27 protein-coding genes are annotated in these 24016 nt (G+C 63.9%); 15 read left to right on the top strand and 12 right to left on the bottom strand.

Annotated elements, in window-relative coordinates:
• Positions 1-546 precede the first annotated feature (546 nt).
• On the top strand, positions 547-834 hold the full coding sequence (locus tag AC066Y_RS25320; RefSeq protein ID WP_478276239.1) for a hypothetical protein: 288 nt from the start codon (positions 547-549) through the stop codon (positions 832-834).
• A 298-nt stretch (positions 835-1132) separates the two neighbouring features.
• Here the strand turns inward: AC066Y_RS25320 and AC066Y_RS25315 are convergent, their stop codons facing one another.
• On the bottom strand, positions 1133-2248 hold the full coding sequence (locus AC066Y_RS25315; RefSeq protein ID WP_478276238.1) for an AraC family transcriptional regulator: 1116 nt from the start codon (positions 2246-2248) through the stop codon (positions 1133-1135).
• 121 nt (positions 2249-2369) lie between these two features.
• Between AC066Y_RS25315 and AC066Y_RS25310 the strand changes: the two genes are divergently transcribed.
• Positions 2370-3133 (top strand): IS5 family transposase gene (locus AC066Y_RS25310; RefSeq protein ID WP_207835091.1). Its coding sequence is split into 2 segments (ribosomal slippage): positions 2370-2705 and positions 2708-3133, totalling 762 coding nucleotides; the frame shifts between segments, so codons are not numbered across the junction.
• Positions 3134-3453: 320 nt separating this feature from the next.
• On the top strand, positions 3454-3879 hold the full coding sequence (locus AC066Y_RS25305) for a DUF3574 domain-containing protein (RefSeq protein WP_478276237.1): 426 nt from the start codon (positions 3454-3456) through the stop codon (positions 3877-3879).
• 80 nt (positions 3880-3959) lie between these two features.
• On the opposite strand, the gene AC066Y_RS25300 is transcribed toward AC066Y_RS25305, so the two are convergent.
• Together AC066Y_RS25300 and AC066Y_RS25295 are read right to left on the bottom strand one after the other, a co-directional pair.
• Entirely contained in the window at positions 3960-4775 is an 816-nt protein-coding gene (locus AC066Y_RS25300) for a lytic murein transglycosylase (RefSeq protein ID WP_478276236.1), read from the bottom strand.
• A gap of 233 nt (positions 4776-5008) precedes the next feature.
• Positions 5009-5920: a DUF2189 domain-containing protein gene (locus AC066Y_RS25295; protein WP_478276235.1), complete on the bottom strand. Its 912-nt coding sequence runs from the start codon at positions 5918-5920 to the stop codon at positions 5009-5011.
• Between the two features lie 288 nt (positions 5921-6208).
• On the opposite strand from AC066Y_RS25295, the gene AC066Y_RS25290 reads away from it, so the two are divergent.
• Positions 6209-6622, top strand: coding sequence for a DUF3597 domain-containing protein (locus AC066Y_RS25290; RefSeq protein WP_092114034.1), 414 nt, complete (start codon positions 6209-6211; stop codon positions 6620-6622).
• A 102-nt stretch (positions 6623-6724) separates the two neighbouring features.
• Positions 6725-7540, top strand: coding sequence for a fumarylacetoacetate hydrolase family protein (locus AC066Y_RS25285; protein WP_478276234.1), 816 nt, complete (start codon positions 6725-6727; stop codon positions 7538-7540).
• A gap of 11 nt (positions 7541-7551) precedes the next feature.
• Here the strand turns inward: AC066Y_RS25285 and AC066Y_RS25280 are convergent, their stop codons facing one another.
• On the bottom strand, positions 7552-7824 hold the full coding sequence (locus tag AC066Y_RS25280) for a GNAT family N-acetyltransferase (RefSeq protein ID WP_375783159.1): 273 nt from the start codon (positions 7822-7824) through the stop codon (positions 7552-7554).
• Positions 7825-7924: 100 nt separating this feature from the next.
• Here AC066Y_RS25280 and AC066Y_RS25275 point away from each other — a divergent pair, with 100 nt between their 5' ends.
• The 4 genes from AC066Y_RS25275 (at position 7925) to AC066Y_RS25260 (ending at position 12182) form a co-directional block, all read left to right on the top strand.
• Positions 7925-8869, top strand: a complete 945-nt coding sequence (locus tag AC066Y_RS25275; RefSeq protein WP_478276233.1) for a tetratricopeptide repeat protein — start codon at positions 7925-7927, stop codon at positions 8867-8869.
• Between the two features lie 184 nt (positions 8870-9053).
• Positions 9054-9455, top strand: a complete 402-nt coding sequence (locus tag AC066Y_RS25270; protein ID WP_478276232.1) for an SPW repeat protein — start codon at positions 9054-9056, stop codon at positions 9453-9455.
• 206 nt (positions 9456-9661) lie between these two features.
• Positions 9662-11302, top strand: a complete 1641-nt coding sequence (locus tag AC066Y_RS25265; protein WP_478276231.1) for an acyl-CoA synthetase — start codon at positions 9662-9664, stop codon at positions 11300-11302.
• 4 nt (positions 11303-11306) lie between these two features.
• Entirely contained in the window at positions 11307-12182 is an 876-nt protein-coding gene (locus AC066Y_RS25260) for a PCC domain-containing protein (protein ID WP_478276230.1), read from the top strand.
• A 250-nt stretch (positions 12183-12432) separates the two neighbouring features.
• Here AC066Y_RS25260 and AC066Y_RS25255 read toward each other — a convergent pair whose 3' ends face one another.
• Positions 12433-12756, bottom strand: coding sequence for a hypothetical protein (locus AC066Y_RS25255; protein WP_478276229.1), 324 nt, complete (start codon positions 12754-12756; stop codon positions 12433-12435).
• An 83-nt stretch (positions 12757-12839) separates the two neighbouring features.
• On the opposite strand from AC066Y_RS25255, the gene AC066Y_RS25250 reads away from it, so the two are divergent.
• From AC066Y_RS25250 to AC066Y_RS25240, 3 genes are all read left to right on the top strand, one after another.
• A complete protein-coding gene (locus AC066Y_RS25250; protein WP_478276228.1) occupies positions 12840-13607 on the top strand; it encodes an AAA family ATPase in 768 nt (255 codons plus the stop codon).
• A 157-nt stretch (positions 13608-13764) separates the two neighbouring features.
• Complete coding sequence (locus AC066Y_RS25245; protein ID WP_478276227.1) at positions 13765-14304, top strand: SRPBCC family protein; 540 nt, start codon at positions 13765-13767, stop codon at positions 14302-14304.
• A gap of 2 nt (positions 14305-14306) precedes the next feature.
• Positions 14307-15236, top strand: coding sequence for a YVTN family beta-propeller repeat protein (locus tag AC066Y_RS25240; protein ID WP_478276226.1), 930 nt, complete (start codon positions 14307-14309; stop codon positions 15234-15236).
• Positions 15237-15303: 67 nt separating this feature from the next.
• Here AC066Y_RS25240 and AC066Y_RS25235 read toward each other — a convergent pair whose 3' ends face one another.
• Both AC066Y_RS25235 and AC066Y_RS25230 read right to left on the bottom strand, forming a co-directional pair.
• On the bottom strand, positions 15304-15708 hold the full coding sequence (locus AC066Y_RS25235) for a c-type cytochrome (protein WP_478276225.1): 405 nt from the start codon (positions 15706-15708) through the stop codon (positions 15304-15306).
• A 76-nt stretch (positions 15709-15784) separates the two neighbouring features.
• The gene (locus AC066Y_RS25230) at positions 15785-16348 is read right to left on the bottom strand and encodes a hemerythrin domain-containing protein (RefSeq protein ID WP_478276224.1); all 564 of its coding nucleotides are present in this window, start codon (positions 16346-16348) and stop codon (positions 15785-15787) included.
• Between the two features lie 272 nt (positions 16349-16620).
• Here AC066Y_RS25230 and AC066Y_RS25225 point away from each other — a divergent pair, with 272 nt between their 5' ends.
• Together AC066Y_RS25225 and AC066Y_RS25220 are read left to right on the top strand one after the other, a co-directional pair.
• A complete protein-coding gene (locus tag AC066Y_RS25225) occupies positions 16621-16953 on the top strand; it encodes a PRC-barrel domain-containing protein (RefSeq protein ID WP_478276223.1) in 333 nt (110 codons plus the stop codon).
• Between the two features lie 155 nt (positions 16954-17108).
• The gene (locus tag AC066Y_RS25220; protein ID WP_478276222.1) at positions 17109-17477 is read left to right on the top strand and encodes a VOC family protein; all 369 of its coding nucleotides are present in this window, start codon (positions 17109-17111) and stop codon (positions 17475-17477) included.
• Positions 17478-17761: 284 nt separating this feature from the next.
• On the opposite strand, the gene AC066Y_RS25215 is transcribed toward AC066Y_RS25220, so the two are convergent.
• The 5 genes from AC066Y_RS25215 to AC066Y_RS25195 all read right to left on the bottom strand — a co-directional run bounded on the left by AC066Y_RS25215 (position 17762) and on the right by AC066Y_RS25195 (position 23572).
• Complete coding sequence (locus AC066Y_RS25215) at positions 17762-18442, bottom strand: tetratricopeptide repeat protein (RefSeq protein WP_478276221.1); 681 nt, start codon at positions 18440-18442, stop codon at positions 17762-17764.
• Between the two features lie 12 nt (positions 18443-18454).
• Positions 18455-21430, bottom strand: a complete 2976-nt coding sequence (gene uvrA / locus AC066Y_RS25210; RefSeq protein WP_092114062.1) for an excinuclease ABC subunit UvrA — start codon at positions 21428-21430, stop codon at positions 18455-18457.
• Positions 21431-21684: 254 nt separating this feature from the next.
• Positions 21685-22344: an outer membrane protein gene (locus tag AC066Y_RS25205; RefSeq protein WP_456725221.1), complete on the bottom strand. Its 660-nt coding sequence runs from the start codon at positions 22342-22344 to the stop codon at positions 21685-21687.
• A gap of 236 nt (positions 22345-22580) precedes the next feature.
• Complete coding sequence (locus AC066Y_RS25200) at positions 22581-22769, bottom strand: hypothetical protein (RefSeq protein WP_478276220.1); 189 nt, start codon at positions 22767-22769, stop codon at positions 22581-22583.
• Positions 22770-22825: 56 nt separating this feature from the next.
• Positions 22826-23572, bottom strand: coding sequence for an outer membrane protein (locus AC066Y_RS25195; protein ID WP_478276219.1), 747 nt, complete (start codon positions 23570-23572; stop codon positions 22826-22828).
• 197 nt (positions 23573-23769) lie between these two features.
• On the opposite strand from AC066Y_RS25195, the gene AC066Y_RS25190 reads away from it, so the two are divergent.
• Positions 23770-24012, top strand: coding sequence for a hypothetical protein (locus AC066Y_RS25190; protein WP_478276218.1), 243 nt, complete (start codon positions 23770-23772; stop codon positions 24010-24012).
• Positions 24013-24016 lie beyond the last annotated feature (4 nt).

Raw genomic sequence — 24016 nt, 5'->3', positions numbered from 1 at the left:
AGATGCGGAATTTCGCAAAACTATTCCTGAAATCAATTGGTTGATAGAAATTCGGCAAGCCGGATCAGGTTGGATATATGGTAATTAAAGACCGCCCAATCAAGTTTTTCCGCGCCTTGGCTTACCGGATCACATCGATGTGTTCCATGCGTGATTCGCATGCGACAAGATGGCCTTGGAATGATTGTCAGTTCATATGTTGGTGCGAGCGTCCATGAATGGGCGGAGCGTCAATCGGTCGCATTGACGCAAGAGGTAATTCGGTACTGCCGCCGAGCGGATCTCCGTCGCGCCCGGCGTCTCGCGCGGAATGTGCTGAGGAATATCGGAAGTGCATTTCGATTGAAGTGAACGTTGGCAGCAAAGCTAATGCGGCACCGCTTCCTTACCGACATGTAATCGAAACACTATGCAACGCATGCGCGATCCGCGTGCAGCGCCCATCACATTCGTATCGCGCGAAGTTCATTCTGAATGGCGCCGGGACCAGCGAATAATTACGCTGCAGATTCCGCAATCACGCAGGGATCTGTCCAAGAACAAGAGATGGATCATCCCATGATTAAAACATTCATCGCCGCAGCTGGCATGGCTGCCGTTGCTTACGCTGTCGCTGCTCCCGCCCAGGCCGCTCATCGCCATCATATGGGCGTCGGCTGCAGCGGTGCCAATTTCGGCAAGACGGAAGCTGCCGTCGAAGTTATGGCTGACAATGAGGTCAAATTCGCGGCGGAGAAGGAAGTCTCGCTCGCCCAGGACGCGATGCTGAACAACAAGTGGGGCGCATGCGGCGCGCACCTCAGCAAGGCCGCCGAAGAGAGCATGGCGAAGTAAGGTTTGATGATGACGATGAGGGCCGATTGCCTGGGGCAATCGGCCCTTTGATTTGCGCGGCGCGTGATCGGTTCGGATTGAACCGAAGACCACTGCTCGCAATCACGCTTCGGAACGCATGCTCGAAGCGGCCGGTTACGTGGTTCGCTCTACGGTGCTGTGTCGGAGAGGGTGGCGAAGTGGCCGACTTCGATGGGTGTAGTAGCCGAGCCTGCCGCATCGGTCGGCCCACCCGTTCATGTTGCGGATTGCCAAAAGCGCGTAATCTCGCCGGCGACAAACGCTCAATGCAATCGTCCTATTCCGGCGGGCCGACGCCATCGCGCCGCGCGGGTGCCCCGCTCGAATGCCCTTCACGTGTTTTGGATGGAGCGCCGATGAGCAGCTCTCTTCGCGCCGATTCACGTACGTCGGACGGGGGCGCCCCGTATTGTCGGCGAAAGGTCCGGTTGAAATAGGACACGTCGCCGAAACCAACCTCAAAGGCGACTGCGCTCACAGGCCGATCGGCGTAGCGCGGATTGACGAGCAATCTATGCGCTCGTGCGAGACGGCGCCCAAGCACGAATTGTGAAAATGTGGTCCCGTCGTCTTCAAACAGCCGTTGGACCTGGCGCGGTGTGACGGCGTGCCGCCGCGCTACAGCCGCAACCGTGAGACTAGCGTGATTGAGATGGTCGATGATGTCGGCCTTGATTGCACGCAGCCGCGCGGCACGGACGCCCCGCCCATGGGCAAGAGCCGCGGCATCTCTCGTTGCGCCGAGCGCCACAGCGATCAGATCGTGCACATGCGAGGCCACGTGGTGCCGGAGCTGAGGCGTGGCAAGCGCATAATCCTCCTGCAGCGCCCCAACATAGCTCACCAGCAATTTCAGCGCTTCGGTGGAGCGCGCAATAGGCTGCATCACGGAGGAATCGACGCTGCTCACCAGCGGTGCCAGCGCCGGCCGTGGAACGTGAAGGCACAGAATCTTCGCCGGGGTGGGGCAGACCATCGCGACCGGGTCCGCCGAGCTGAGCAACAGCCCGTCGCCGGCGCTCCACGTGACCTCGTGTCCACGCTGCACCATCATGGCATCCTGCGAACCCATCACCAGGACAAGCCCGTCGTTGCCATCCGCCAACTGTTCGGCTCCCCGCTCGTAGCGAAATGCCGACATGCTGGCCGACGTGATGGACAGCCCGGGCAGAGTCTGCACGGTTACGTCTGCATGCAAAGAATGATCCGGCAGTGGCGCGAGGTCGGCCTTGAGCACCAGCCGGCCGTATAGATCACGCCATGCGGCCATACGGTCCTGCTCGGCAAAATCCTCCAGGGAAAACCGGGAAAGTGCAACGTCGTTGGCCGTCGAGGTCATCGGGAAACTCAGGCTGTCGCAACAGATGTCGCCGAATTGACGCGTCTGGTTCATCAAGGCAACCCGGTTTGGCGGCAACAAACGCACGCGACGCCGGGGCCTCTAGGTGGTGTGGACTCTAAGGATTCCCTTTTAAGCGCAAATCAGATTCAAGACTGCTTTTGGGGAGGCAGTCTTGGGTGTGATGGACCGTTTGGTATTGAGCGACGCGGCTTGGGAGCGGATGGCACCGCTGATTATAGGTCGCCCCGACCAGAAGGGCTCCACTGGGCGCGACAATCGGATGTTCGTGGAAGGTGTACTTTGGATTGTTCGCACGGGCTCTCCCTGGCGTGATCTCCCGGAGGCGTTCGGGGATTGGAACAGCGTGTTCCGGCGCTTCAGTCGATGGAGCATCAAGGGCGTCTGGTGGCGGATCTTCGAGGCGATGTCCGATGATCCGGACTTCGAATATCTGATCGTCGATTCAACCATCGTCCGGGCGCATCAGCACGCCGCCGGCGCCAAAAAAGGGGGTCTGAAGATCAGGCGATCGGCCGCTCGCGCGGGGGGCTGAGCACCAAGATACATATGGCCGTTCGTGGCTTGGGATGTCCCGTACGGTTCGCGCTGACCGCAGGCCAGAAGGGCGATGCACCGCAAGCTGCCGCATTGATCGAGGGACTACCTGCCGAGGTCGTCATGGCCGATACGGCCTATGACGCCGATCATTTGCGCCAAGCCATTGCCGCCAAGGGCGCGCTCGCCGTCATCCCCAACAACCCGTCACGCGCACTCAAATACCCGCTGGACAAGCACCTCTATGCCCAGCGTCACCTCGTCGAATGCTGCTTCTCAAAGCTCAAGCAGTTCCGCCGCGTTGCAACCCGCTTCGAAAAGACCGCCCGAAATTATCGCGCCGTCGTCACCCTCGCAGCCATCGTCCTTTGGATGCGATAAGTGTCCACACGACCTAGCCAATGACCGGGCTGTGTCAAAGCGCCCTACGTGTGTTCCATCCGCGGTTCGCCCCTGTGGCAGGTGAAGTCCGAGGTGGAACGCACCGACCTATCGGCCGAAGCGTATACAGAAACACCGACCCGCCAGGTCGTTTTCGTCCAATCCGTTGTCGCGCCTGTCCAAGCCGGCGGGCGGACAAGTCAATAAAACCCCTAGCGCAAGATTGGCCCGCCCGCAGAAGGATGATGGATGGTTCTAGCACTACTTTTGCGTGTTGAAATCGCGCCGGGCGACATCAGGTCTGCTACAGTTCCAACTTCATGCGCGCACTGATCCGAGCTGCGGCGTGGCTTGTCCTCGTTGCGGGAACCAACACATCCAGCGCCGAAGGCGCGGCGACTTCCTGCACGCTGATCAATGGCAAGTCGATGATGCAGGCCGAACTGTTCTTTGGACGTAATATCGCCGGACATGGCCGCGTATCGGACGCCCAGTGGTCGGATTTCCTCCGGAGGGAGGTGACACCGCACTTTCCAGATGGATTGACCTTGCTCAGGGCTTTCGGCCAGTGGCGAGACCGGGACACCGGCCGGATCACACGCGAGCCGTCCTTCGTCGTGCGCATCATCGCTGCCGAGACCCCGGAGACCCTGGCACGCTTGACACAGATCAGCACCGCATACAGGGAGCGCTTTCATCAACAGTCGGTTGGCCTCACGCTCTCGGCCACTTGCGCATCGTTCTGAGCGTCCCAGCATGGCGAAGTAAATCTTTGATCAAGGCGATAAAGGCCGATCGCCTGGCGCAGTCGGCCTTTTGACGTACCCTATGGGGCTTTGGCGAGCTGGGTGGCGAAGTAGCCGATCGTCTTGGCGTACACCTCGCTCTTGTTCCATTGCTGGATGACCGCGAAATTCTCGCTGCCGGGCTCCCAGCCTTTGCCCTTCTTCCAGCCGTAACTCTTCAGGAAGTTCGCCGTCGAGGCCAGCACGTCAGGCACGTTGTGCAAGAGGTCGCGCTTGCCGTTGCCGTCGAAGTCGACCGCGAACTTGATGTAGGACGACGGCATGAACTGGGTCTGGCCGAGCTCGCCGGCCCAGGCGCCGCGCATCTCCTGCGGCGCAAGGTCGCCGCGCTCGACGATGCGCAGCGCATCCATCAACTCGGCCTTGAACATGTCGGAGCGGCGGCAATCATAGGCCAGCGTCGCCAGCGAGCGCAGGGTCGGAAACTTGCCTGTGTTGACGCCGAAATCGGTCTCCAGCCCCCAGATCGCGACCAGGATTTCGCCGGGCACGCCGTAGGCCTCCTCGATTCGCGACAGCACCGAGCCGTAGCGCTTCATCATGTCGGAGCCGCGATTGAGCCGCGGCGGCACCATGCGACCCGAGAACTGCTCGAAGGTCTGGCTGAACACCTGCTGCGAATGGTCGCGTGCCAGGATAGCCTTGTCCTGCGTGACGCCGCTCAACCCGGCCTGGATCGCGTTCTGCGAAATGCCCTTCGTCACAGCCTCTTTCTTGAAATCGTCGAGCCAGGCCTCGAACGTGCCCGTGCCGCATTGGGCGGCGAGCGCAGACGCGGTCGAGGTCAACAGCCACGCCCCGACGGCGAGCGTGTGAAAGGAAAAGCGCGAGGTCATAGGCAATTTCACTCCGGAGTCTGCGATGTCATCGATTGGTCGCGAAACCCGGCGGGTATGTTCGCGGCAACAGCGGCTAAAACAAGGCTCGTGATCGAGCCGTTTATCTCGGCCAGCGCTGCAAATGCCACGCCAATTTCACACCCGTTTGACGATCCGGAACGACAAACCGCCGGCCGAATATAATCGGCCGGCGGTTGCTTTGGCGTTTACGCGTTCGGGGTGACTGGCGCTTAGCCGCGATCGCTGCGCCGCCACGGGAACAGGTTGGCCGGGAAGTCGGCGGCGGGCTTGCGCTCACGCGGCTCGGGGATCACCGGCCGTGCGTTCGGGTCCTTGACGATGACCTCACGATAGAGATGCCAGGTGGCGTGACCGAGCAGGGGGATCACGACGGCAAGCCCGAGGAAGAACGGGATCGTGCCGAGCACCAGCAACACCGCGACGATCAGGCCCCAGGCCGCCATCGGCACCGGGTTCTGTGCGACGGCGCGCATCGACGTCACCATGGCTTCGCCGGCGGTTGCCTGGCGGTCGAGCATCATGGGGAAGGCGACCACGCTGATGCACAGCGCGACGAGCGCGAATAGAAAGCCGACGCTGCAACCGACCACGATCAGCCACCAGCCTTGTTGGGTGGTCAGCACGCGCGCGGCAAAATCGGGAATGTCGGCCGCGATCTGATAGCCGAACACCGCGGTGTAGATCGCCTGCGCGGTGGCGATCCAGGTCACGAACAGTGCGAATAGCAACGTTCCCACCCCGAGCATCGCGCCGAATGACGGCGAGCGGAATACCTGGATGGCGTCCCATGCGGATGCCTCACCGCCGTCCTCGCGGCGGCGGCTCATCTCGTAAAGGCCGATCGCGGCGAACGGGCCGAGCAGGGCAAAGCCCGCGGCCAGCGGAAACAGCAGGGGCAGCACAGAATAACCGTGCACGGTGCGCGCAAGCACGATGCCGAGCACGGGATAGATCAGACACAGGATGATGGCGTGACTTGGTACTGCCTTGAAGTCTTCCCAGCCGAGACGTAGCGCTTGATGCAAATCGGACAGGCCGATGGTGCGGATAACTGGCGCAGATGCGGGGCCTTGTCCGCTCTGCGTCATCGATGTGACATTGCCTTGGTATGGCGTGGCCATGGTCGTTGTCTCCCTCTGGGCGGGCGCATTCTGCGCCCGGCACGCGGGCACAAACGTACCGCCTCTCGAAGCGATCACGAGCAAGCCAGACGCGAAAGACAGAGCAGGGAACTGGCCGTGTCGCGAACTGTGCACTGAGGGTACTCCCAAACCGCGGCAAAAGCACTCACGCTTAGGTGAATGTCGCATTGGCAAGGTATTGAGGGGGCGATACACTTGAACTGCGACCCCGGTCAGCCGGCGCGTTGCCGCGTGGCCTTCACATCTCAACTCTCTTGGGAGCGAACGATGAGCATTTTCGGAAAAATCATGGGCGCGATCTTCGGCAGCAGCGCCAGCGCCGCGCCCGCCGGCGGAACGGCCACAAGCGCAGCTCCCGCCGGTGGATCCGGTAGCGCCTCGCCGTCTCCTGCCGCAGTACCCGCCGGTGCGGCGCCCGCGCAGTCCGTTGACGTCGCCCCGATCCTCGACAAGGCGGTTGCCGCGAAGGGCGAGAAGCTCGAATGGCGGACCTCGATCGTCGACCTGATGAAGGCGCTCGACATCGACTCCAGCCTGTCGGCGCGGAAGGAGCTCGCCAAGGAGCTTGGTTACACCGGCGACACCAACGATTCCGCCAGCATGAACATCTGGCTGCACAAGCAGGTGATGACGAAGCTCGCGGCCAATGGCGGCAAGCTGCCCCCGGATATCAAGCACTGACGGGATCATCATCCCGCACACGGCCAGGGCCCGCGCCAGCGCGGGCCCTTTTTTATGGACCGGCGAGCATCTATAGATCGGCGGACAAGAAGGAGAACGCCCATGAAAACTCCCATGAAAACTCCCACGACTGATGTCGATCGCCGAACGATGCTTGCAACCGGCGCCCTCGCACTGGCCGGCGCCGCCGCGCAATCTGTGCCGGCCCACGCCGAGGCCGCGCCGAAGGCGATGTTTGCGGTCCCGGCCGTGACGATCCCGATCGTCGGCGCCACCGAAGTGTTCCAGGTCCGCCGCATCTACTGCATCGGCCGCAACTACGCCGCGCACGCGATCGAGCGCGGCTCCGATCCGAGCCGCGAGCCGCCGTTCTTCTTCCAGAAGCCGACGGATGCGATCCAGAATGTCGCGATCGGCACGGTCGCCGATCATCCCTATCCGTCGCTGACCAAGAACTATCACCACGAGGTCGAGCTGGTCGCCGCGCTGAAGTCCGGCGGCGCCAACATCCCCGCCGACAAGGCGCTCGATCACGTCTACGGCTACGCCCTCGGCCTCGACATGACGCGGCGCGATCTGCAGAACGGCATGGCCGCGGAGAAGAAGCCGTGGGAGATCGGCAAGAGCTTTGACCATGCGGCGGTACTCGGGCCGATCCATCCGGCTGATAAGACCGGCCATTTCACGCAGGGCGCAATCTCGCTCGCGGTCAACGGCACGGTGCGGCAGAGCTCGGATCTGAAGAACATGATCTGGAGCGTCGCCGAGCAGATCGCAAAGCTCTCCGAGGCCTTCGAGCTGAAAGCCGGCGACATCATCTATTCCGGAACGCCGGAGAATGTCGGCCCGGTCGTCAAGGGCGACGTGCTGCTCTGCAAGCTCGAGGGCCTGCCGGACATGTCGATCAAGATCGTCTGATGAACGCGGCGCTACCCGGCAAGATCCGCGTATTCCGGATGCTTGTCGAGGTAGTCCACCACGAAGCTGCAGCCGGCGATCACCTTGTGGCCGTCGGCACGGATCAGCTCCAGCGCGCCCTTGACCAGCTCCGATGCGATGCCGCGCCCGCGCAGGGCGCGCGGTGTCTCGGTATGGGTGATGATGACGGCCGAGGGCGTCTGCCGGTAATTCGCAAAGGCTGTGCCGCCCTCGGTATCGAGCTCGAAGCGCCTCTCGGCCTTGTTGTCGCGGACGGCAGCCATCGCAAAATCCCGGTTGATTCACAGGCCTTGATCTAATCCCGTGAACCAGCCGGTGCAAAGCCGCGACCAACCCGCGAATTGACATTTGTGGATTGACGAGATGCGCATTTTGGCCTGCCTGACCGCCGCATTGCTCGGCGCCGCGTTGACGCTCCCAAATCCTCCGCAAGCCGCCGCCGGCGATGATCTGAGCTGGCAGGCCTGCGTCGGCCTCACGACGGCGCCCGGCGACCGCGTGTCCGCCTGCACCACGGTGATCGACGGCAAGACCGAGACCGGCAGGCGGCTGGCCGGCGCCTATTGCAACCGCGGTCACGGGCTGACCGAGAAGCGCGAGCTCGACGCCGCGCTCGCCGACCTCAACGAGGCGATCAAGCTCGATCCCGCCTATGCCTGCGCCTACACCAATCGCGGCCGGGTTTACGCGTTCAGGCGCGATCTCGACCATGCGATCGCCGATTACGACGAGGCGATCCGCATCGATCCGGCCTTCGCGCTGGCTTACAACAATCGCGGCGATGCCTGGCTCAACAAGGGCGATCTCGACCGTGCGCTGGCCGATCTCAGCCTCGCCATCAAATACAACCCGCAGCTCGCCGCGGCCTATGGCAATCGCGGCTTCGTCTATTACCGCAAGCGCGACGCGGCGCATGCGATCGCCGACTACACCACCGAGATCAAGCTCGAGCCCAACGCGCTCGCCTACATCAACCGCGGCAATGTCTATCGCGACACCGAGCAGCTCGATCGCGCCGCCGCGGACTACGGCGAGGCGGCGAAGATTGCGCCGACCGATGCGCGCGGCTGGCGCAACCGCGGCATGATCCGGCTCTTTCAGGGCGACAACAAGGGCGGGCTCGCCGATTATGACAAGGCGCTGCAATACGATTCCGCCGACGTCTATTCCTGGAACAACCGCGGCCAGGCCAAGCTGCGGCTCGGCGACAAGAAGGGCGCGGCGGCCGATTTTCGCAAGGCACTGGAGCTGCAGCCCGATCTGAAGTCCGCCAGGGAGGCGTTGGCGCGGCTCGGCGGGGGGCGCTGACGCGCGGTGCCGGGCGCCCTCGATCCTGCCGCATCGCACATACGCCGATCGGGCCTTGCGGGCCGATGCAATTCGATTAGGCTTGTTCCCAGACATACGCCCCCGGATGCGGCCCAATGGTCGTTTGGTACCGAGTGGTGAGGCCGGCCGCTGACGTATGCCCCTTGTCGCAAGGAGGTTCGTCATGTCGGACAATCGTTTCTTCGGCACACACCGCCCCTGGGAGGACTGGCTCGGCATGCTGCTCGGCGTGCTGATCATGGTCTCGCCCTGGTTTCCGATCCAGGTCAGCGACGTCGTCGATGTCGAGCGCAGCCACCTGGTGCTCAACTGCTTCGTGGTCGGCATGCTGGTGCTGGGCCTCGCCCAGCTCGAATATGTCGCGCTGCATCGCTGGGAGGAGGTGGCGAGCATCGTGCTCGGCCTCTGGCTGATCGCGTCGCCGAACATCTTCGGCTATTCGGAAGACCAGGCGCTGCAACTCTGGCACATCCTGCTCGGCGGGCTGGTCGCCCTGATCGGCGCCTTGCAGCTCTGGCAGGACTGGAACCTGAGCGAGCAGGACCTGGCCAAACATCCGCAATAGCGGTCCCGGCAGGCGTCAGGGGCGGCAGCCGTCGGCGCGGTATCATCGCGCCGCGCCCGGCGGGCCTTGCCGAGGCGCGCCGCTTGGCGATAAACCGGGTGGCACCAATCCCTTGCGGCGCTTGAAGACGCCCGGTTCTGACCGAGGAAACACCCGATGACCGTTCTGACCATGCCCTGTCTGTTGTGCGTATCGGCGGGGCGGCAATGAGCGGGACCGAGGCGACCGCGCCGCGCGGCGGGATCGCGCGGGTGTCGCGCCGGGTGATGAACCTCGCCTACATCCTGACCCAGAACGCACGCCGGCACGGCGATCGTCCCGGCTTCATCTGGAACGAGAAGGCTTGGCCCTGGCGCCATATCGACCAGAACGTCTCGGCGCTGGCGGCGGCGCTCGCCGCGCGCGGGATCGGCAAGGGCGACCGCATCCTAGTGCATTCCAAGAACTGCGACGAAATGTTCTGGTCGATGTTCGCGGCCTTCCGGCTCGGCGCGGTCTGGGTGCCGACCAATTTCCGCCTGATGCCCGACGAGGTCGCCTATCTGGCGGCGGCCTCCGGTGCCAAGGCGTTTCTGTGCCACGCCGACTTCCCCGAGCACGCCAAGGCGGCCGCCAATCCCGCGCTCGAATTCGTCTGGCGCATCGGCGAGGAGGGCACGTTCGGCGAGGCCACCGTCGGCGACGTCATCGCCAAGCATGCCAGCGCTGTCGTCGAGAACACCCCGGTCGAATACGACGATCCCTGCTGGTTCTTCTTCACCTCCGGCACCACCGGCCGCTCCAAGGCCGCGGTCTTGACCCACGGCCAGATGGCCTTCGTGATCACCAACCATCTCGCCGACCTGATGCCCGGCACCACCGAACAGGACGCCTCGCTGGTGGTGGCGCCGCTGTCGCATGGCGCCGGCGTGCATCAGCTGGTGCAGGCCGCGCGCGGCGTGCCGACGATCCTGCTGCCGTCGGAGAAATTCGACATCGCCGAGGCGTTCCGTCTGATCGCCAAATACCGCATCAGCAACATGTTCACGGTGCCGACCATCCTGAAGATGATGGTCGAGCATCCCGCCGCCGATCAGCACGACCATTCCTCGTTGCGCTACATCATCTATGCCGGCGCGCCGATGTATCGCGAGGACCAGAAGGCGGCGCTGCACAAGCTCGGCGGTGTGCTGGTGCAGTATTTCGGCCTTGGCGAGGTCACCGGCAACATCACCGTGCTGCCGCCCGGCCTGCACGATCCCGAGGACGGACCGCATGCGCGGATCGGCACCTGCGGTTTCGAGCGCACCGGCATGCAGGTCTCGATCCAGGGCGACGACGGCCGCGAGCTGAAGCCGCTCGAGACCGGCGAGATCTGCGTGATCGGCCCCGGCGTGTTCGCCGGCTATTACGACAACCCCGAGGCCAATGCGAAGGCGTTCCGCGACGGCTGGTTTCGCACCGGCGACCTCGGCCACATGGACGAGGAGGGCTTTGTCTACATCACCGGCCGCGCCTCCGACATGTACATCTCCGGCGGCTCCAACATCTATCCGCGCGAGATCGAGGAGAAACTGCTGACGCATCCCGCGGTCGGCGAGGTTGCTGTGCTCGGCGTGCCCGATCCCTTCTGGGGCGAGGTCGGTATCGCCGTCTGCGTCGCGCGCGAGGGCGTCGACGAGGTGGGGGAGGCGGAGCTTGCCGCCTATCTCGCGCCGAAGGTGCCGCGTTACAAGATGCCGAAGCGCTTCTTCTTCTGGGAGGCGCTGCCGAAGTCCGGCTACGGCAAGGTGCCGAAGCGGCTGATCCGCGACGAGCTCGAGGCGCGCGGGCTGCTCGAGGTGATCGCCAAATCGACGGGCGCCTGAGGCGATGCGCAGCATCGCCCAGCCCGGCGCTCCCATACCCGAGCGCATCCAATGGGTCACCGCGCGCGGCCGCGCCTTTTCATTCGTGCTGGAAGCCGGCATTCCCTTCCTCGAAGCCGTGCGCCGCGGCTTTGCGGCGGAGGGTTTTTCCGGCGGCGTGCTGAGCGCCAAGGGGGGCGCGCTCGGCCCGTTCGCCTATGTGATGCCGGCGCTGTCGAAAGACGGCGTCAACGCCGCGTTCTACAGCGACACGTTCCGTCCCGATGGCGTGACACGGCTCAAGCTCGCGGCGCTGACCTTCGGCGAGCGCGACGGTGCGCCGTTCTTCCACTGCCACGGATTGTGGACCGAGGCCGACGGCCGCTTCAACGGCGGACACATGCTGCCGGACGAGACCATCGTCGCCGAGCCGTTCGAGGTCAACGCGTTCGGCATCGACGGTGCGACGTTCCTGGCCGAACCCGACAGCGAGACCAATTTCAAGCTGTTCGGTCCGGTCGCCTGCGCGCCGCGCGGGGCGAAGACCACGAGCCATGCCTTCGCGTTGCGGCTGCGGCCGAACCAGGATTTCGCCTGTGCGCTGGAAGGCTTCTGTCGCCAGCACGGCATCCTGCGCGCGCGGCTGCATGGCGGCGTCGGCTCGACCATCGGCGCGGTCTTCAGCGAGGGCCACAGCGTGGTGCCGTTCGCGACCGAGCTCGCGGTGACCGCGGGGCAGATCGCGCCTGACGCCAATCGTCGGGTGCGCGCCAGTCTCGACGTCGCGCTGGTCGACTATCTCGGCGGCGTCGCCGAGGGACGCCTGGTGCGCGGCGACAATCCCGTGCTGATGACGATGGAGCTGGTGCTGGAAGTGCTGGAGGAGGCGGAGCGGCCGTAGGGCGCCCCCCTCCACACGTCGTCCTGGCGTTCGCTGGAGCCGATATCGCGCCGCGTCTTCCTCTGTCGTCCCGGCGAAGGCCGGGACCCATACGCCGCAGCAGATGCTGTTGACGGGACTCGTCGTTCCGGCATCGCACAACTAGCAGGATTGCTGGTTATAGGTCCCGGCTTGCGCCGGGACGACGGCGAGTGTGCGGCGCGGCTGGTGCGTCACACGCCGGCATTCTCGCGACATAGTGGCAGGGGCATTACCGACGCTTGCGGACATGGATGTTGATGTCGAGGTCGATCGCGCTGACACAGGTCTGCTCGGTGCGGTGCGATCCGCCCTCGTGCCAGCGGCCCTTGCGCAAGCTGATCGCGCTGACCTGGGCAAGCCGCAGGCAGCGCCATTGCGGCAGCTTGCCCGAACTGCCGCCGGCGAACTGCCACGCCAGCACGACCTCTTCACCGCTCTTGTTGTGGCCGATGATATGCGGGCAGAGCTCGCGCGGCCGACCGTCATAGATGCAAACCACTTGCTGCTCGGTGAGGATCGCCTCGCGGAAGCGGGCGTAAGCTTTGCTAGGCATGGGACATCGGGCCATCTAGGATTGCTGCGGGCTCCTATCATATAAGGTGGGCCACCTGCCGTTGTTTCCCCGGATCCGCGCCGATGGCCAGAGCACGACACCGCCCGATCAACATGCCCGCGCCGTACCTGAGGCGGGTCTGGCTCGATCCCGGGCGCATTCCCAACCGCGATGCATATCCGTTCGTGTTGCCGCTGCTGCGCGATGAATTCGAACTCAGCTTCGACAAGGCGATCACCATCATCGTCGGCGAGAACGGCACCGGCAAATCGACGTTACTGGAAGGTATCGCCGTGATGGCCGGCTATGACGATGCCGGCGGCGGCAAGGGCTATCGGCCGATCGACCATGGTCGTGCGCTGGAGAAAATGGGCGGCTCGCTGGCGTCAGCGCTGCGCGCGAGCTGGTTGCCCAAGGTCACCAATGGCTGGTTCTTCCGCGCCGAAAGCTTCTTCTCGGTTGCACGATATCTCGACGAGGCAGCGCAGGACGTCGGCGCGTTGCCGCCGGACTTCCTGTCGCATTCCCACGGCGAGGGCTTTCTGCGTTTCTTCGAGGAGCGCTGCCAACGGCAGGGCATCTTCATTTTCGACGAGCCGGAATCCGCGCTGTCGCCGTCACGGCAGATCGAATTCCTCAAGCTGCTGCACCGGATGAACGGCACCGGCCACTGCCAGGTGATCATGGCGACGCATGCGCCGGTTCTGATGGCCTATCCCGACGCGACGCTGCTGCGGCTGAGCAAATACGGGCTCGAGCCGGTCAGGCTGCGGGAGACCGATCACTACCGGCTGATGCGGGAGTTCTGCGACGACCCGAAGGGGTTCGTCGAGGCGGCGATCGCGGATTGACGCCGATCCCGGCTGGCTTGCCTCCCGAGGAAGCCCGTCGGCGGCGACTTCGCTCTGGTGCAAGAAGCCGGCCCCCGATCTAGTCTAGAACCTCGAACCATAAACTGCGGCATGCGCCAGGCGGCGCATGACCGACGGACATCGGGAGAGACCAAGGATGAGATCGACGATCGCGAAGGTTGGCGTCGTGGTGGCGGCATTGGCCGTATTGGGGGCCGCCTGGGCCCATGGGCCGACCCGCCAGAAGGTGCGCGAATCTATCGAGATCGATGCGCCGCAGGCCAAGGTGTGGGCGGTGATCGGCAATTTCCAGGACATGAGCTGGCTTGCCGGTGTCGCCAAGACCGAGGGCGAGAAGGGCAACGAGATCGGCGCCACGCGGCGGCTGACACTGGCGCCCGGCATTACCATTGACGAGGAACTCTACAAATACGAGCCCGAGATGATGAGCTATTCGTACCGCATCACGGCTGTCGACGTGAAGGTGCTGCCGGTCACCAATTACTCCTCGACGCTGTCGGTGTCGCCGGCGCCCGGCGGCAAGGCGAAGCTGGAATGGGCCGGCGCGTTCTATCGCGGCTTTCCGAACAACGATCCGCCGCCGGAGCTGAACGACGAGGCCGCGGTGAAGGCGGTGAGCGAGCTCTACCGGGGCGGGCTGGCGGCGCTGAAGAAGAAGATCGAGAGCGGCAGCTGAGCGTGCGCGCGATCGCGCTGCTCGCCAGTCTCAGTGGTGCGCGGGCCGAGGAGGCCTTTGTCACCAACCAGCTCAGCGACGGTCTCACAATCGTCGATCTTTCGACCTCGAAGCCGGTCGCGACGATCGCGATCGGCGGCAAGCCGGCAGGCGTTGCCGTCAGCCATGACGGCCGCTTCGCCTATGTGACGAGCCCGGATGCCAAGGCGGTCACGGTGGTCGACGCGTCGGAGCGGAGGGTGGTCGGCCGGGTCGAGGTCGGCGGCGGGCCGCTCGGCATCGCGGTGGCACCCGACGGCGCAACCGTCTATGTCGCCGACTGGTACGCTGCCGCGGTGCGGGTGATCGATGCCGGGGAGCGGCGGGTCGTCGCCAGTCTTGCGGTCGGCGCTTCGCCGTCCGGACTTGCCGTGACGCCGGACGGGCGGCTGCTGCTCTCGGCGGATCGCGACGACGACAGCGTGTCGATCACAGACATTTCCGCGCACGAGCGGCGAGGGGTCGTGAAGGTTGGGACCCGTCCGTTCGGCGTCACCATCGATGCCGAAGGCAAGCGCGCCTACACCGCCAATGTCGGCTCCAACGACGTCTCGGTGATCGACATCTTAACCGCGCGCGAGATCGGCCGCGTCCATGTCGGCCTGCGCCCCTATGCCGTGGCGCTGGCGCAGGGCCGCGGTTTCGTCACCGACCAGTATGACGGCAAGGTCAGCGTGTTCGACCTTGCGACCTTGCAGCCCGTGAAGCGGATCGCGGTCGGCGACTACCCCGAGGGCATCGAGGCGACCGCCGACGGCAAGCGCATCATGGTCGCGAACTGGGAGAGCAACACACTCAGCGTGATCGATGCCGCCGAGCTGAAGGTGGTCGGCGAGGTGAAGGTCGGCGACGGCCCAAGGGCGTTCGGGACGTTTCTGAGGCGGACGGAGTAGCTGCGGCCGGTAGCCCACCTGAGCGAAGCGACATGCGGGCTCCTTCATCGCACACGCGCTGCGAGTTTCAGCGCGCGGTCTTCAGATAGGCAATGACGTCGGCGCGATCATGGGCGTCGGGCAGCCCCTTGAAGAACATCTTCGCACCGTGAACGTCACCGCGGGGATCGGCGAGGTAGGTATCGAGCGCCGCCGCGTCCCAGGGCGTCTTGTTGCCGCGCATGGCGTCCGAATAGTCGAATCCCTGGACCGACGCCGGCTGGCGGCCAACAACGTGCCACAGGCTCGGGCCGACCTTGTTCACGCCGACATCGAGCGAATGGCAGTTCACGCAAGTGCGCTGGAAGATGGCCTGGCCCGCGAACGGGTCACCGTCCATCGCCCGGACCGGCGCCGGAGATGTCGCGAGCAAGGCGGCGGCGAGCGCGACGCTGCCGACAGACCAGGCAGCGCCGAATTTCATTCCCATCATGAGAGGCTCCGGAAATGGATTGGATTGTAATCGGTGAGATGTCGGTCGATGTGCCGGCAGCCGCCCGGCATGGTGGCTAATGCCGCTCGGCTTCCGCCTCCTTCTCCAGCTCCATGATGTGGTCGCGCAGGACGTCGAATCGCGCTTCGGTCACATCGCTAAACAACGGGTCTTTGTGCGGGGACAGGGCGGACGCGATTTCGGCCCAGTCCTGCGCCGTCAATGCCTTGACCGCGGTCGGGAAGAAATCGCGGTCTTCCATCATGATGTGCCGCCGCTCGTGCGCCAGGAAATCGCGGATGATGGCGTCGACATTCTCGCGCGGAATTTCGGCCCCGGCGCGCACATTGGCGACGGCATGCGCGACGCGGTGCAGGCGATCGGAGCCCTTTTGATGCTCGCGCGCGAGATCGCCGATTCTCGCGGCAGCGACCGGATCGCGGAGCTGTAGCTTGGCGAAAATCAGATCTTCCTGCCGGTGATGATAGAGTTCTGTGTAGACCTCGAAATAGGCGATGACGCTGCCGATCACCTCATAGTCCGGCCGGCCGGCGTGATCGAAGATGTCCAGCTCGTGCTCAAGAACGGTAAGCAGCCGTTCGATATTGCGGTGTTCCCGGGACAGAATGTCGATGACCATGGCAGTGATCCACGCAGAAGATTGGATGAATCAGTAGACGAAAAGACCGTCCCGGACTTTGCGCTGGATCAAGGCGCCGCCGAATTTGCTTGACGGCTCAAGGTCGGGAATCGCCGCGAAGGCATCGGGGCGTCCGCTAACGGATTGGCTGCGGTGGGTGAAGTCGCGGCGGTGAGCAGGCGGGTTTGGCGCGCCGATGGATGCGATCTCTGCACATCCGGCGTGCTCTGGTGCTATAATGTCAGCTGAACCAGGGAAGTAGGGAGGATGCCATGCATCATACCTTGGTGCCCAGTGACCGGGTCGAGCACGTCTGCGTCTACGGGCGCGATGGCTCAAAACTCGGATCGATCGAGCGGCTGATGCTCGACAAGGTGAGCGGAACGGTGGCTTACGCCGTGATCAAGACCGGCGGCGTGCTCAGCAGTCACCACCATTATCCAGTTCGGTGGACTGCCTTGAAATTCGATCCCGCGCGCCAGGCCTTCGAGGCCGAGGTGACGCTGGACGATCTGCGCACCGGCCCGTCCGAGTTCGACGGCGACGAATTCGACTGGGGCGACCGCTCGCACGCCTACACGCACCCGAATTATTGGGCGGTGTAGCGCGCTGGTGAGTGGCGGTTGTTGTAGCCCGCATGAGCGAAGCGATATGCGGGACGGTCGTCGGCGGCTGCCAGAGCCCCCGGATGTCGCTTCGCTCATCCGGGCTACCGCTCTGATCCACGACGCATCGTCGTGGCCTAGTCAAAGGCAGACCCATGACCCAATTCAAACCCGTCGGCTGGCCTTCCGTGATACCGAGAATTGTCACGCGCGACCTCGCCGGCTTGGCCGGATTCCTGAGAGACGTTTTTGATGCGAAAGGCGAAGTCCGGTCCGGAGCGCCAACGGAAATGCGGATCGGAGACTCGATTATCCTGATCAGCGACGGTGGAGGCGTCCGCGAGGCCATGCCGGCCTTTCTCTATGTGTACGTTGAGAACACGGACGAGACCTATCGGCGGGCGATTGTAGCAGGAGCTGAATCGATCGAGATGCCTGCGGATACGCCTTATGGGGACAGACGAGCGACGGTGCGGGATTCCTGGGCAAACGTCTGGCAGATAGCCACGTACCGTGGGAACTGAGGCAGTGCGTAGGGCGGGTTAGCTAATTAGACATAGGCGTACCCGCCGCAGTTTTGCGAAGGGTCGGCGTATTACGCTTCGCCAGCCCACCCTGTACGAATTCATCCGGGCTACATGCTAGGGCGACCGCTCGCGATCGTAATCGCACCCGAACTATTGGGCGGTGGAGCGCGGAGGTGAGGGTGCCCGGACGTTGTAGTCCGCATGAGCGAAGCGACATGCGGGATCATCCGTTGTCGTTGATAAGAGGCCCCGGATGTCGCTCCGCTCCTCCGGGCTACTTGCTATGCAATCGCGGCGAGTCGCGCCCTGACCTCGTCGTAACTTGATCCTACGATGCCAAGCTTCGGATGATACCGCAGTCCAGAGACCTCTTTGTCCGCTGCAGCAAGAGCCGCGCTTGCGGCGTCCTTGGCCAAGTCGGTCAGCCCGCAAGCGCTCTGAATGAGGGCGCGGCTACCGCAGACGCGGAATGCAACTACTGGGAACAGCGGCGGTTGACGCCCGAACTCATCAAATGTCGCAAGCGCCGTCTCGTAGTGGTTGGAGAGTTCGCTCGTCGCGACAATCCACGCAAACTCAAGCCATGCCCAAGTCTGAACATTTGGCTTGGTACGCATCCTCTGGATCGCGCGCTCATAGTAAGCTAGGGCGCCCTCAACGTTCCCCGACGCTACAAGACAATCGGCTTTTGCGGAGAGCGCTTGTACGAAGCTGGTCGAATCGGGGTAGCGATCGATCACATAATCAAAAAGGTCTATCGCACCGGCGTGGTATTGAGGTCCGGTCTCCATCAATGTGTAACCTTGGACAAAGACATACTGCGGCCGATTTTGTTCCCGCGCTCTGTTCAAGCGGTGCCAAAATTCGGTCTGATCTTCTTGCGACCAGGACTGCCTGCGGAACCAGTCAACGCCCATTAAAAGACCAGCTAGAAGTGCTTCGACCTGCTTGGGGCGGGACAAACTCTTCTTAAACTACTCCGCCGCCTCGCTCGCTGAGCTCTTCCTCGGCTTGCTGTTCGCCTTCTTCAGCACCGGCGCCAGAAACTTGCCGGTGTAACTCCTCGGCGCCTTGACGATGTCCTCGGGCGGGCCCCAGGCGACGATCTCGCCGCCGCCGTCGCCGCCTTCGGGGCCGAGGTCGATCACCCAGTCGGCGGTCTTGATGACTTCGAGATTGTGCTCGATCACGACAACCGTGTTGCCCTGGGCGACCAGCTCGTGCAGCACCTCGAGCAGTTTTGCGACGTCGTGGAAGTGCAGGCCGGTGGTCGGCTCGTCCAGGATGTAGAGCGTGCGGCCGGTGGCTCGCTTTGACAGCTCCTTCGCCAGCTTGACGCGCTGGGCCTCGCCGCCGGACAGCGTGGTCGCCTGCTGGCCGACATGGATGTAGTCGAGACCGACGCGGTGCAGGGTCTGGAACGTCTCGCGCACCCGTGGCACCGCCTTGAAGAACTCGGCGGCTTCCTCGACCGTCATGTCCAGCACGTCGGCGATGCTCTTGCCCTTGAACAGCACCTCCAGCGTCTCGCGGTTGTAGCGCTTACCCTTGCAGGTGTCGCAGGTGACGTAGACGTCGGGCAGGAAGTGCATCTCGATCTTGATGACGCCGTCGCCCTGGCAGGCCTCGCAGCGGCCGCCCTTGACGTTGAAGGAGAAGCGCCCGGGCTCGTAGCCGCGCGCCTTCGCCTCGGGCAGGCCGGCGAACCATTCGCGGATTGGCGTGAAGGCGCCGGTATAGGTCGCGGGGTTCGAGCGCGGGGTGCGGCCGATCGGCGACTGGTCGATGTCGATGATCTTGTCGATGTGCTCGAGGCCCTCGATGCGGTCGTGCGGGGCCGCGCCTTCGCTGGCGTTGTTCAGCTTGCGCGCGATCGACTTGTAGAGCGTGTCGATCAGCAAGGTCGACTTGCCGCCGCCGGAGACGCCGGTGACACAGGTGAACAGGCCGAGCGGGATCTCGGCCGAGACGTTCTTCAGATTGTTGCCGCGGGCGTTGATGACCTTGATGGTGCGCCGGTGGTTCGGCGGCCGCCGGTCGGGCACGGGAACCGAAAGCTCGCCGGTGAGGTACTTGCCGGTCAGCGATTTCGGGTTGCGCATGATCTGGTCGGGCGTGCCTTCGGCGACGATGTGGCCGCCATGCATGCCGGCGCCGGGTCCGATATCGAGCACATAGTCGGCGAGCCGGATGGCGTCCTCGTCATGCTCGACCACGACCACGGTGTTGCCGAGGTCGCGAAGCCGCTTCAGCGTGTCGAGCAGGCGGGCATTGTCGCGCTGGTGCAGGCCGATCGACGGCTCGTCCAGCACGTAGAGCACGCCGGTCAGGCCCGAGCCGATCTGCGAGGCCAGGCGGATGCGCTGGCTCTCGCCGCCGGACAGCGTGCCTGACGAACGCGACAGCGTCAGATAGTTCAGGCCGACGTCGAGCAGGAAGGTCAGGCGCTCGCGGATCTCTTTCAGGATGCGCGTCGCGATCTCGTTCTGCTGCGCATTCAGCGCTTCCGGCACGGTCTCGAACCATTCGCCGGCGCGCCTGACCGAGAGCTCGGAGATCTCGCCGATGTGCTTGCCGCCGATCTTGACGCACAGCGCCTCCGGCTTCAGCCGATAGCCGTTGCAGCCGGCGCAGGGCACGTCGGAGAAATACTTGCCGAGCTCCTCGCGCGCCCATTCGCTCTCGGTTTCGCGGTAGCGGCGGTTGATGTTGGTGACGACGCCCTCGAAGGGCTTCTTGGTGTCGTAGGAGCGGACGCCGTCCTCATAGGAGAACTTGATCTCGTCGTCGCCGGAGCCGTGCAGCAGCGCGGCCTGCACCTTCTTGGTCAGGTCCTTCCACTTGGTGTCGAGCGTGAACTTGTAGTGCTTGCCGAGCGCGGTCAGGGTCTGGATGTAATAGGGCGAGGACGATTTCGCCCACGGCGCGATCGCGCCCTTGCGCAAGGTCAGCTCCTTGTCGGGGATGACCAGGTCCTCGTCGATATGCTGCTCGACGCCGAGGCCGCCGCACGCCGGGCAGGCGCCATAGGGGTTGTTGAACGAAAAGAGCCTGGGCTCGATCTCCGGGATCGTGAAGCCGGACACCGGGCAAGCGAACTTCTCCGAGAACAGGATGCGCTCGGGCCCGCTCTTGTCGTGGATTTTTGCGGTCTTCTTCTTGTCCTCAGCCGGTGCCGCCGCCGGCGCGTCGGCGTATTCGATCACGGCGAGGCCCTCGGCGAGCTTCAGCGCGGTCTCAAAACTTTCGGCGAGGCGCTGGGAGAGGTCGGGGCGCACCACGATGCGGTCGACCACGACGTCGATGTCGTGCGGGAATTTCTTGTCGAGCGCGGGCGCCTCGGACAGCTCATGGAAGGTGCCGTCGATCTTGACGCGCTGAAAACCCTTCTTGAGGTACTCGGCGAGCTCCTTCTTGTACTCGCCCTTGCGGCCGCGCACGACCGGCGCCAGCAGATAGAGGCGGGTGCCTTCCGGCAGCGCCAGCACGCGGTCGACCATCTGCGAGACGATCTGGCTCTCGATCGGCAGCCCCGTGGCCGGCGAATAGGGCACGCCGACGCGCGCCCACAACAGGCGCATATAGTCGTAGATCTCGGTGACGGTGCCGACGGTGGAGCGCGGGTTCTTCGACGTGGTCTTCTGCTCGATCGAGATCGCCGGCGACAGGCCGTCGATCTGGTCGACATCCGGCTTCTGCATCATCTCGAGGAACTGGCGCGCATAGGCCGACAGCGACTCGACGTAGCGGCGCTGGCCCTCGGCATAGATGGTGTCGAATGCGAGCGACGACTTGCCGGAGCCGGACAGGCCGGTGAACACCACGAGCTTGTCGCGCGGAATCTCGACGTCGATGTTCTTCAGATTGTGTTCGCGCGCGCCGCGGATCGTGATGGCGCGCGATGAGGAGCCGGCGGTCTGTTGGCGCTTCGCCTTGAGCACTTCATCCATAGCGACATTTCCGGGCGCATGATCGGGCGCCTTTTGGGCGCGCATCGCCGGTGCTGCCGGGACCTTGCGCCGATGGGTGAGAAGACTGGAACGTAGGAAGAACGGCGGCAGATTTCCAGTGCTGAGTTGAGACCATCAACGGATAGTTTGCCTGATGGCAGCAGCCGTCAGCAGGACGGGTTCCCAGACGCAAAAAGGCCGGCGCGAGGCCGGCCTTTCCGAGATCGGATGATTGCTTGAATCCAGTACTCTGCTCAGTACTTGGCGACGATCGGGCCGCCGAAGTGATAGTTCACGCCGAACTGGACGCTGTGCAGATTGAGGTCGGGGGAAGGCACGCCGAAGTAGGTCTCGCTGCCGAGGCTGCGATACAGATACTCGCCCTTGACCGACCACTGCGGCGCGATGAACGCCTCGATGCCGGCGCCGACGGTCCAGCCGGAGTGGAAGTTGCTCTGCGAAGCGGTCACGCCGAGCGCGCTGACGCTGATCTTGTTGTCGACCCAGGCGTAGCCGCCGGTGCCGTAGAACAGCACCTTGTCGACGGCGAAGCCGATGCGGCCGCGCACGGTGCCGAGCGCGTCGACCTTGCTCTTCACGGTGACGCCGAGCGTGCTGGCCGAAGCGTCGACGTCAGCCCACGCGCCGTCGGCCTCGAGGCCGTACACGATGTTGCTGGTCTGCCAGTTGTAGCCGATGGTGCCGCCGGCGAAGCCGCCTTCCATCTTCGGATTGCCGGACTCCTCGCTGGCATAGCCACCGAAGCCGCCGATGTAGAAGCCGGTCCAGTTGTAGATCGCGGCCGGCGGCGGAGCCTTCACGTAAGGCGCGCGGGCTGCCATATCGGCGGCCATTGCCGGTGCAATTGCGCTGAGGGCAAACATGCCGGCCGATGCCAGCAAAACATTCCTGATTTTCAAGTCCCAGTCCCATTTTCTTGTTGTCCCTTCAAACATTGAAGGGAACGTCACAGCAGTGTCGTGTGACGATCAGGTGTTTCTACATAGAAATCTTGGAAGTTGTGTATCCGTGAAACCACAATGCACGGAAAATGGCCCGCGCGAGGCGTGCGCTTGCTCGCAGGAAAAAAGCCGGCGCAAGGCCGGCTCTTGTGTTCGCTGTGCGGGTGCGGCGCGCGACTGCCGGTAGCTCAGTATTTCGCTGATACGACCGGGCTCGGCGCGTTGAAGTGGTAATTGATGCCGAGCTTGACGGTGTGGAACGTGTCCTTCCATTCCGAGCGATCGTTGATCGCGGGCGTGTACTGGATCGGCGCGACCTTGCCGAGATCGATGTACTGGTCCGGCGCGCTCGGCTGCGCAACAAGGCGGCCACGCAAACAAAAAGGCCGGCGCGAAGCCGGCCTTTCGTCTGGATCAAATCCGTGTCGCGCGATCAGTAGCGCGGAACCACCGGGCCACCCCACTTGTAGTTCACGCGGACGGTGACGAGGTCGACGTCCTGGCGATCGCGGATGCTGCTGAACAGCGCGCCGGTCGGGGTGGTGAGGTTGTAGGTCTTGTCTTGCATGAACAGGTGGTCGTACTCGACACCAGCAGTCCAGTTCGGCGCGAAGCCGACTTCGATGCCGGCGCCGATGGTGCCGCCCCAGCGGGTGTCGCTCGCGCTGCCGGCGAGGACGCCGGTCGGCGTGAAGTAGGTGTTGAAGCGGTTGTCTGTCAGCGCCGCACCGCCCTTGGCGTAGAGCAGCACGTTGTTGACGGCGTAGCCGATCTGGCCGGTGAACAGTCCGAACGCGTCGATCTTGCTCTGGTTGGTGAACAGGCCCGGGAAGATCGCGCTGTTATTGCTGCCCTTCAGGTCAGCCCAGTCGCCCTGCGCTTCGAGGCCGAACACCCAGGTGCCCGACTGCCAGCGATAGCCGATCTGGCCACCGGCAACGCCGCCGGTCGCATCATGGCAACCATCCGAGCCGAGCAGGATGCCGCCCGGGACCTGGTCCCAGCAATTGTGGCTCGAGCCCCAGCCGCCGTTGGCGCCGATGTAGAAGCCGCTCCAGTCATAGACGGCGGCAATCATCGGCGGCGGCGCCTTGGTGTAGGGGCGCGCGGCGAGATCGGCGGCCGCGGCCGGCGCAGCGAACGCAATCAGGGCAACCGTAGCGAGCAAAAACTTCTTCATAATCAAACCCCAGCTTCCCAATCGGCTTCCAACGGTCCCGAAGCGCGATCTCAGACGCGAGCGCCCGTCTGATGGCTGTACCTATACCCCGATTCAACCGGAAGCGCCGTCTCCCAAATGCAACACTCGCGGAAGAAGCGTCGACAATGTAAGGCATTGATTTAACTTGCATTTTAGCGAGGCGACGGAGCCCGCTGGTGACCAAGACCGAAATCGGCGGCCGCGCCATCGCCATCGGCCGCTTCTACGGCTGGTTGTGGCGAACAAAACTGGAACAGTGTCGGCTGTGGTGCTATATCTCGATAATCGTGGATAACCGCGCGACGGCGAGGGCAACGAGCCGGCAGCGGCCGTATAGGTCATTCGCGACGCCTGCAAGTAAGTGGCGATGGTTGAGAGTGGCGGCCGATGTCCGGCGCCCGGTTTTCGAGTGGAGATGATGCG

The organism is Bradyrhizobium sp. USDA3010, from assembly GCF_056429065.1.
This window is presented reverse-complemented; position numbering and strand designations above follow the sequence as displayed.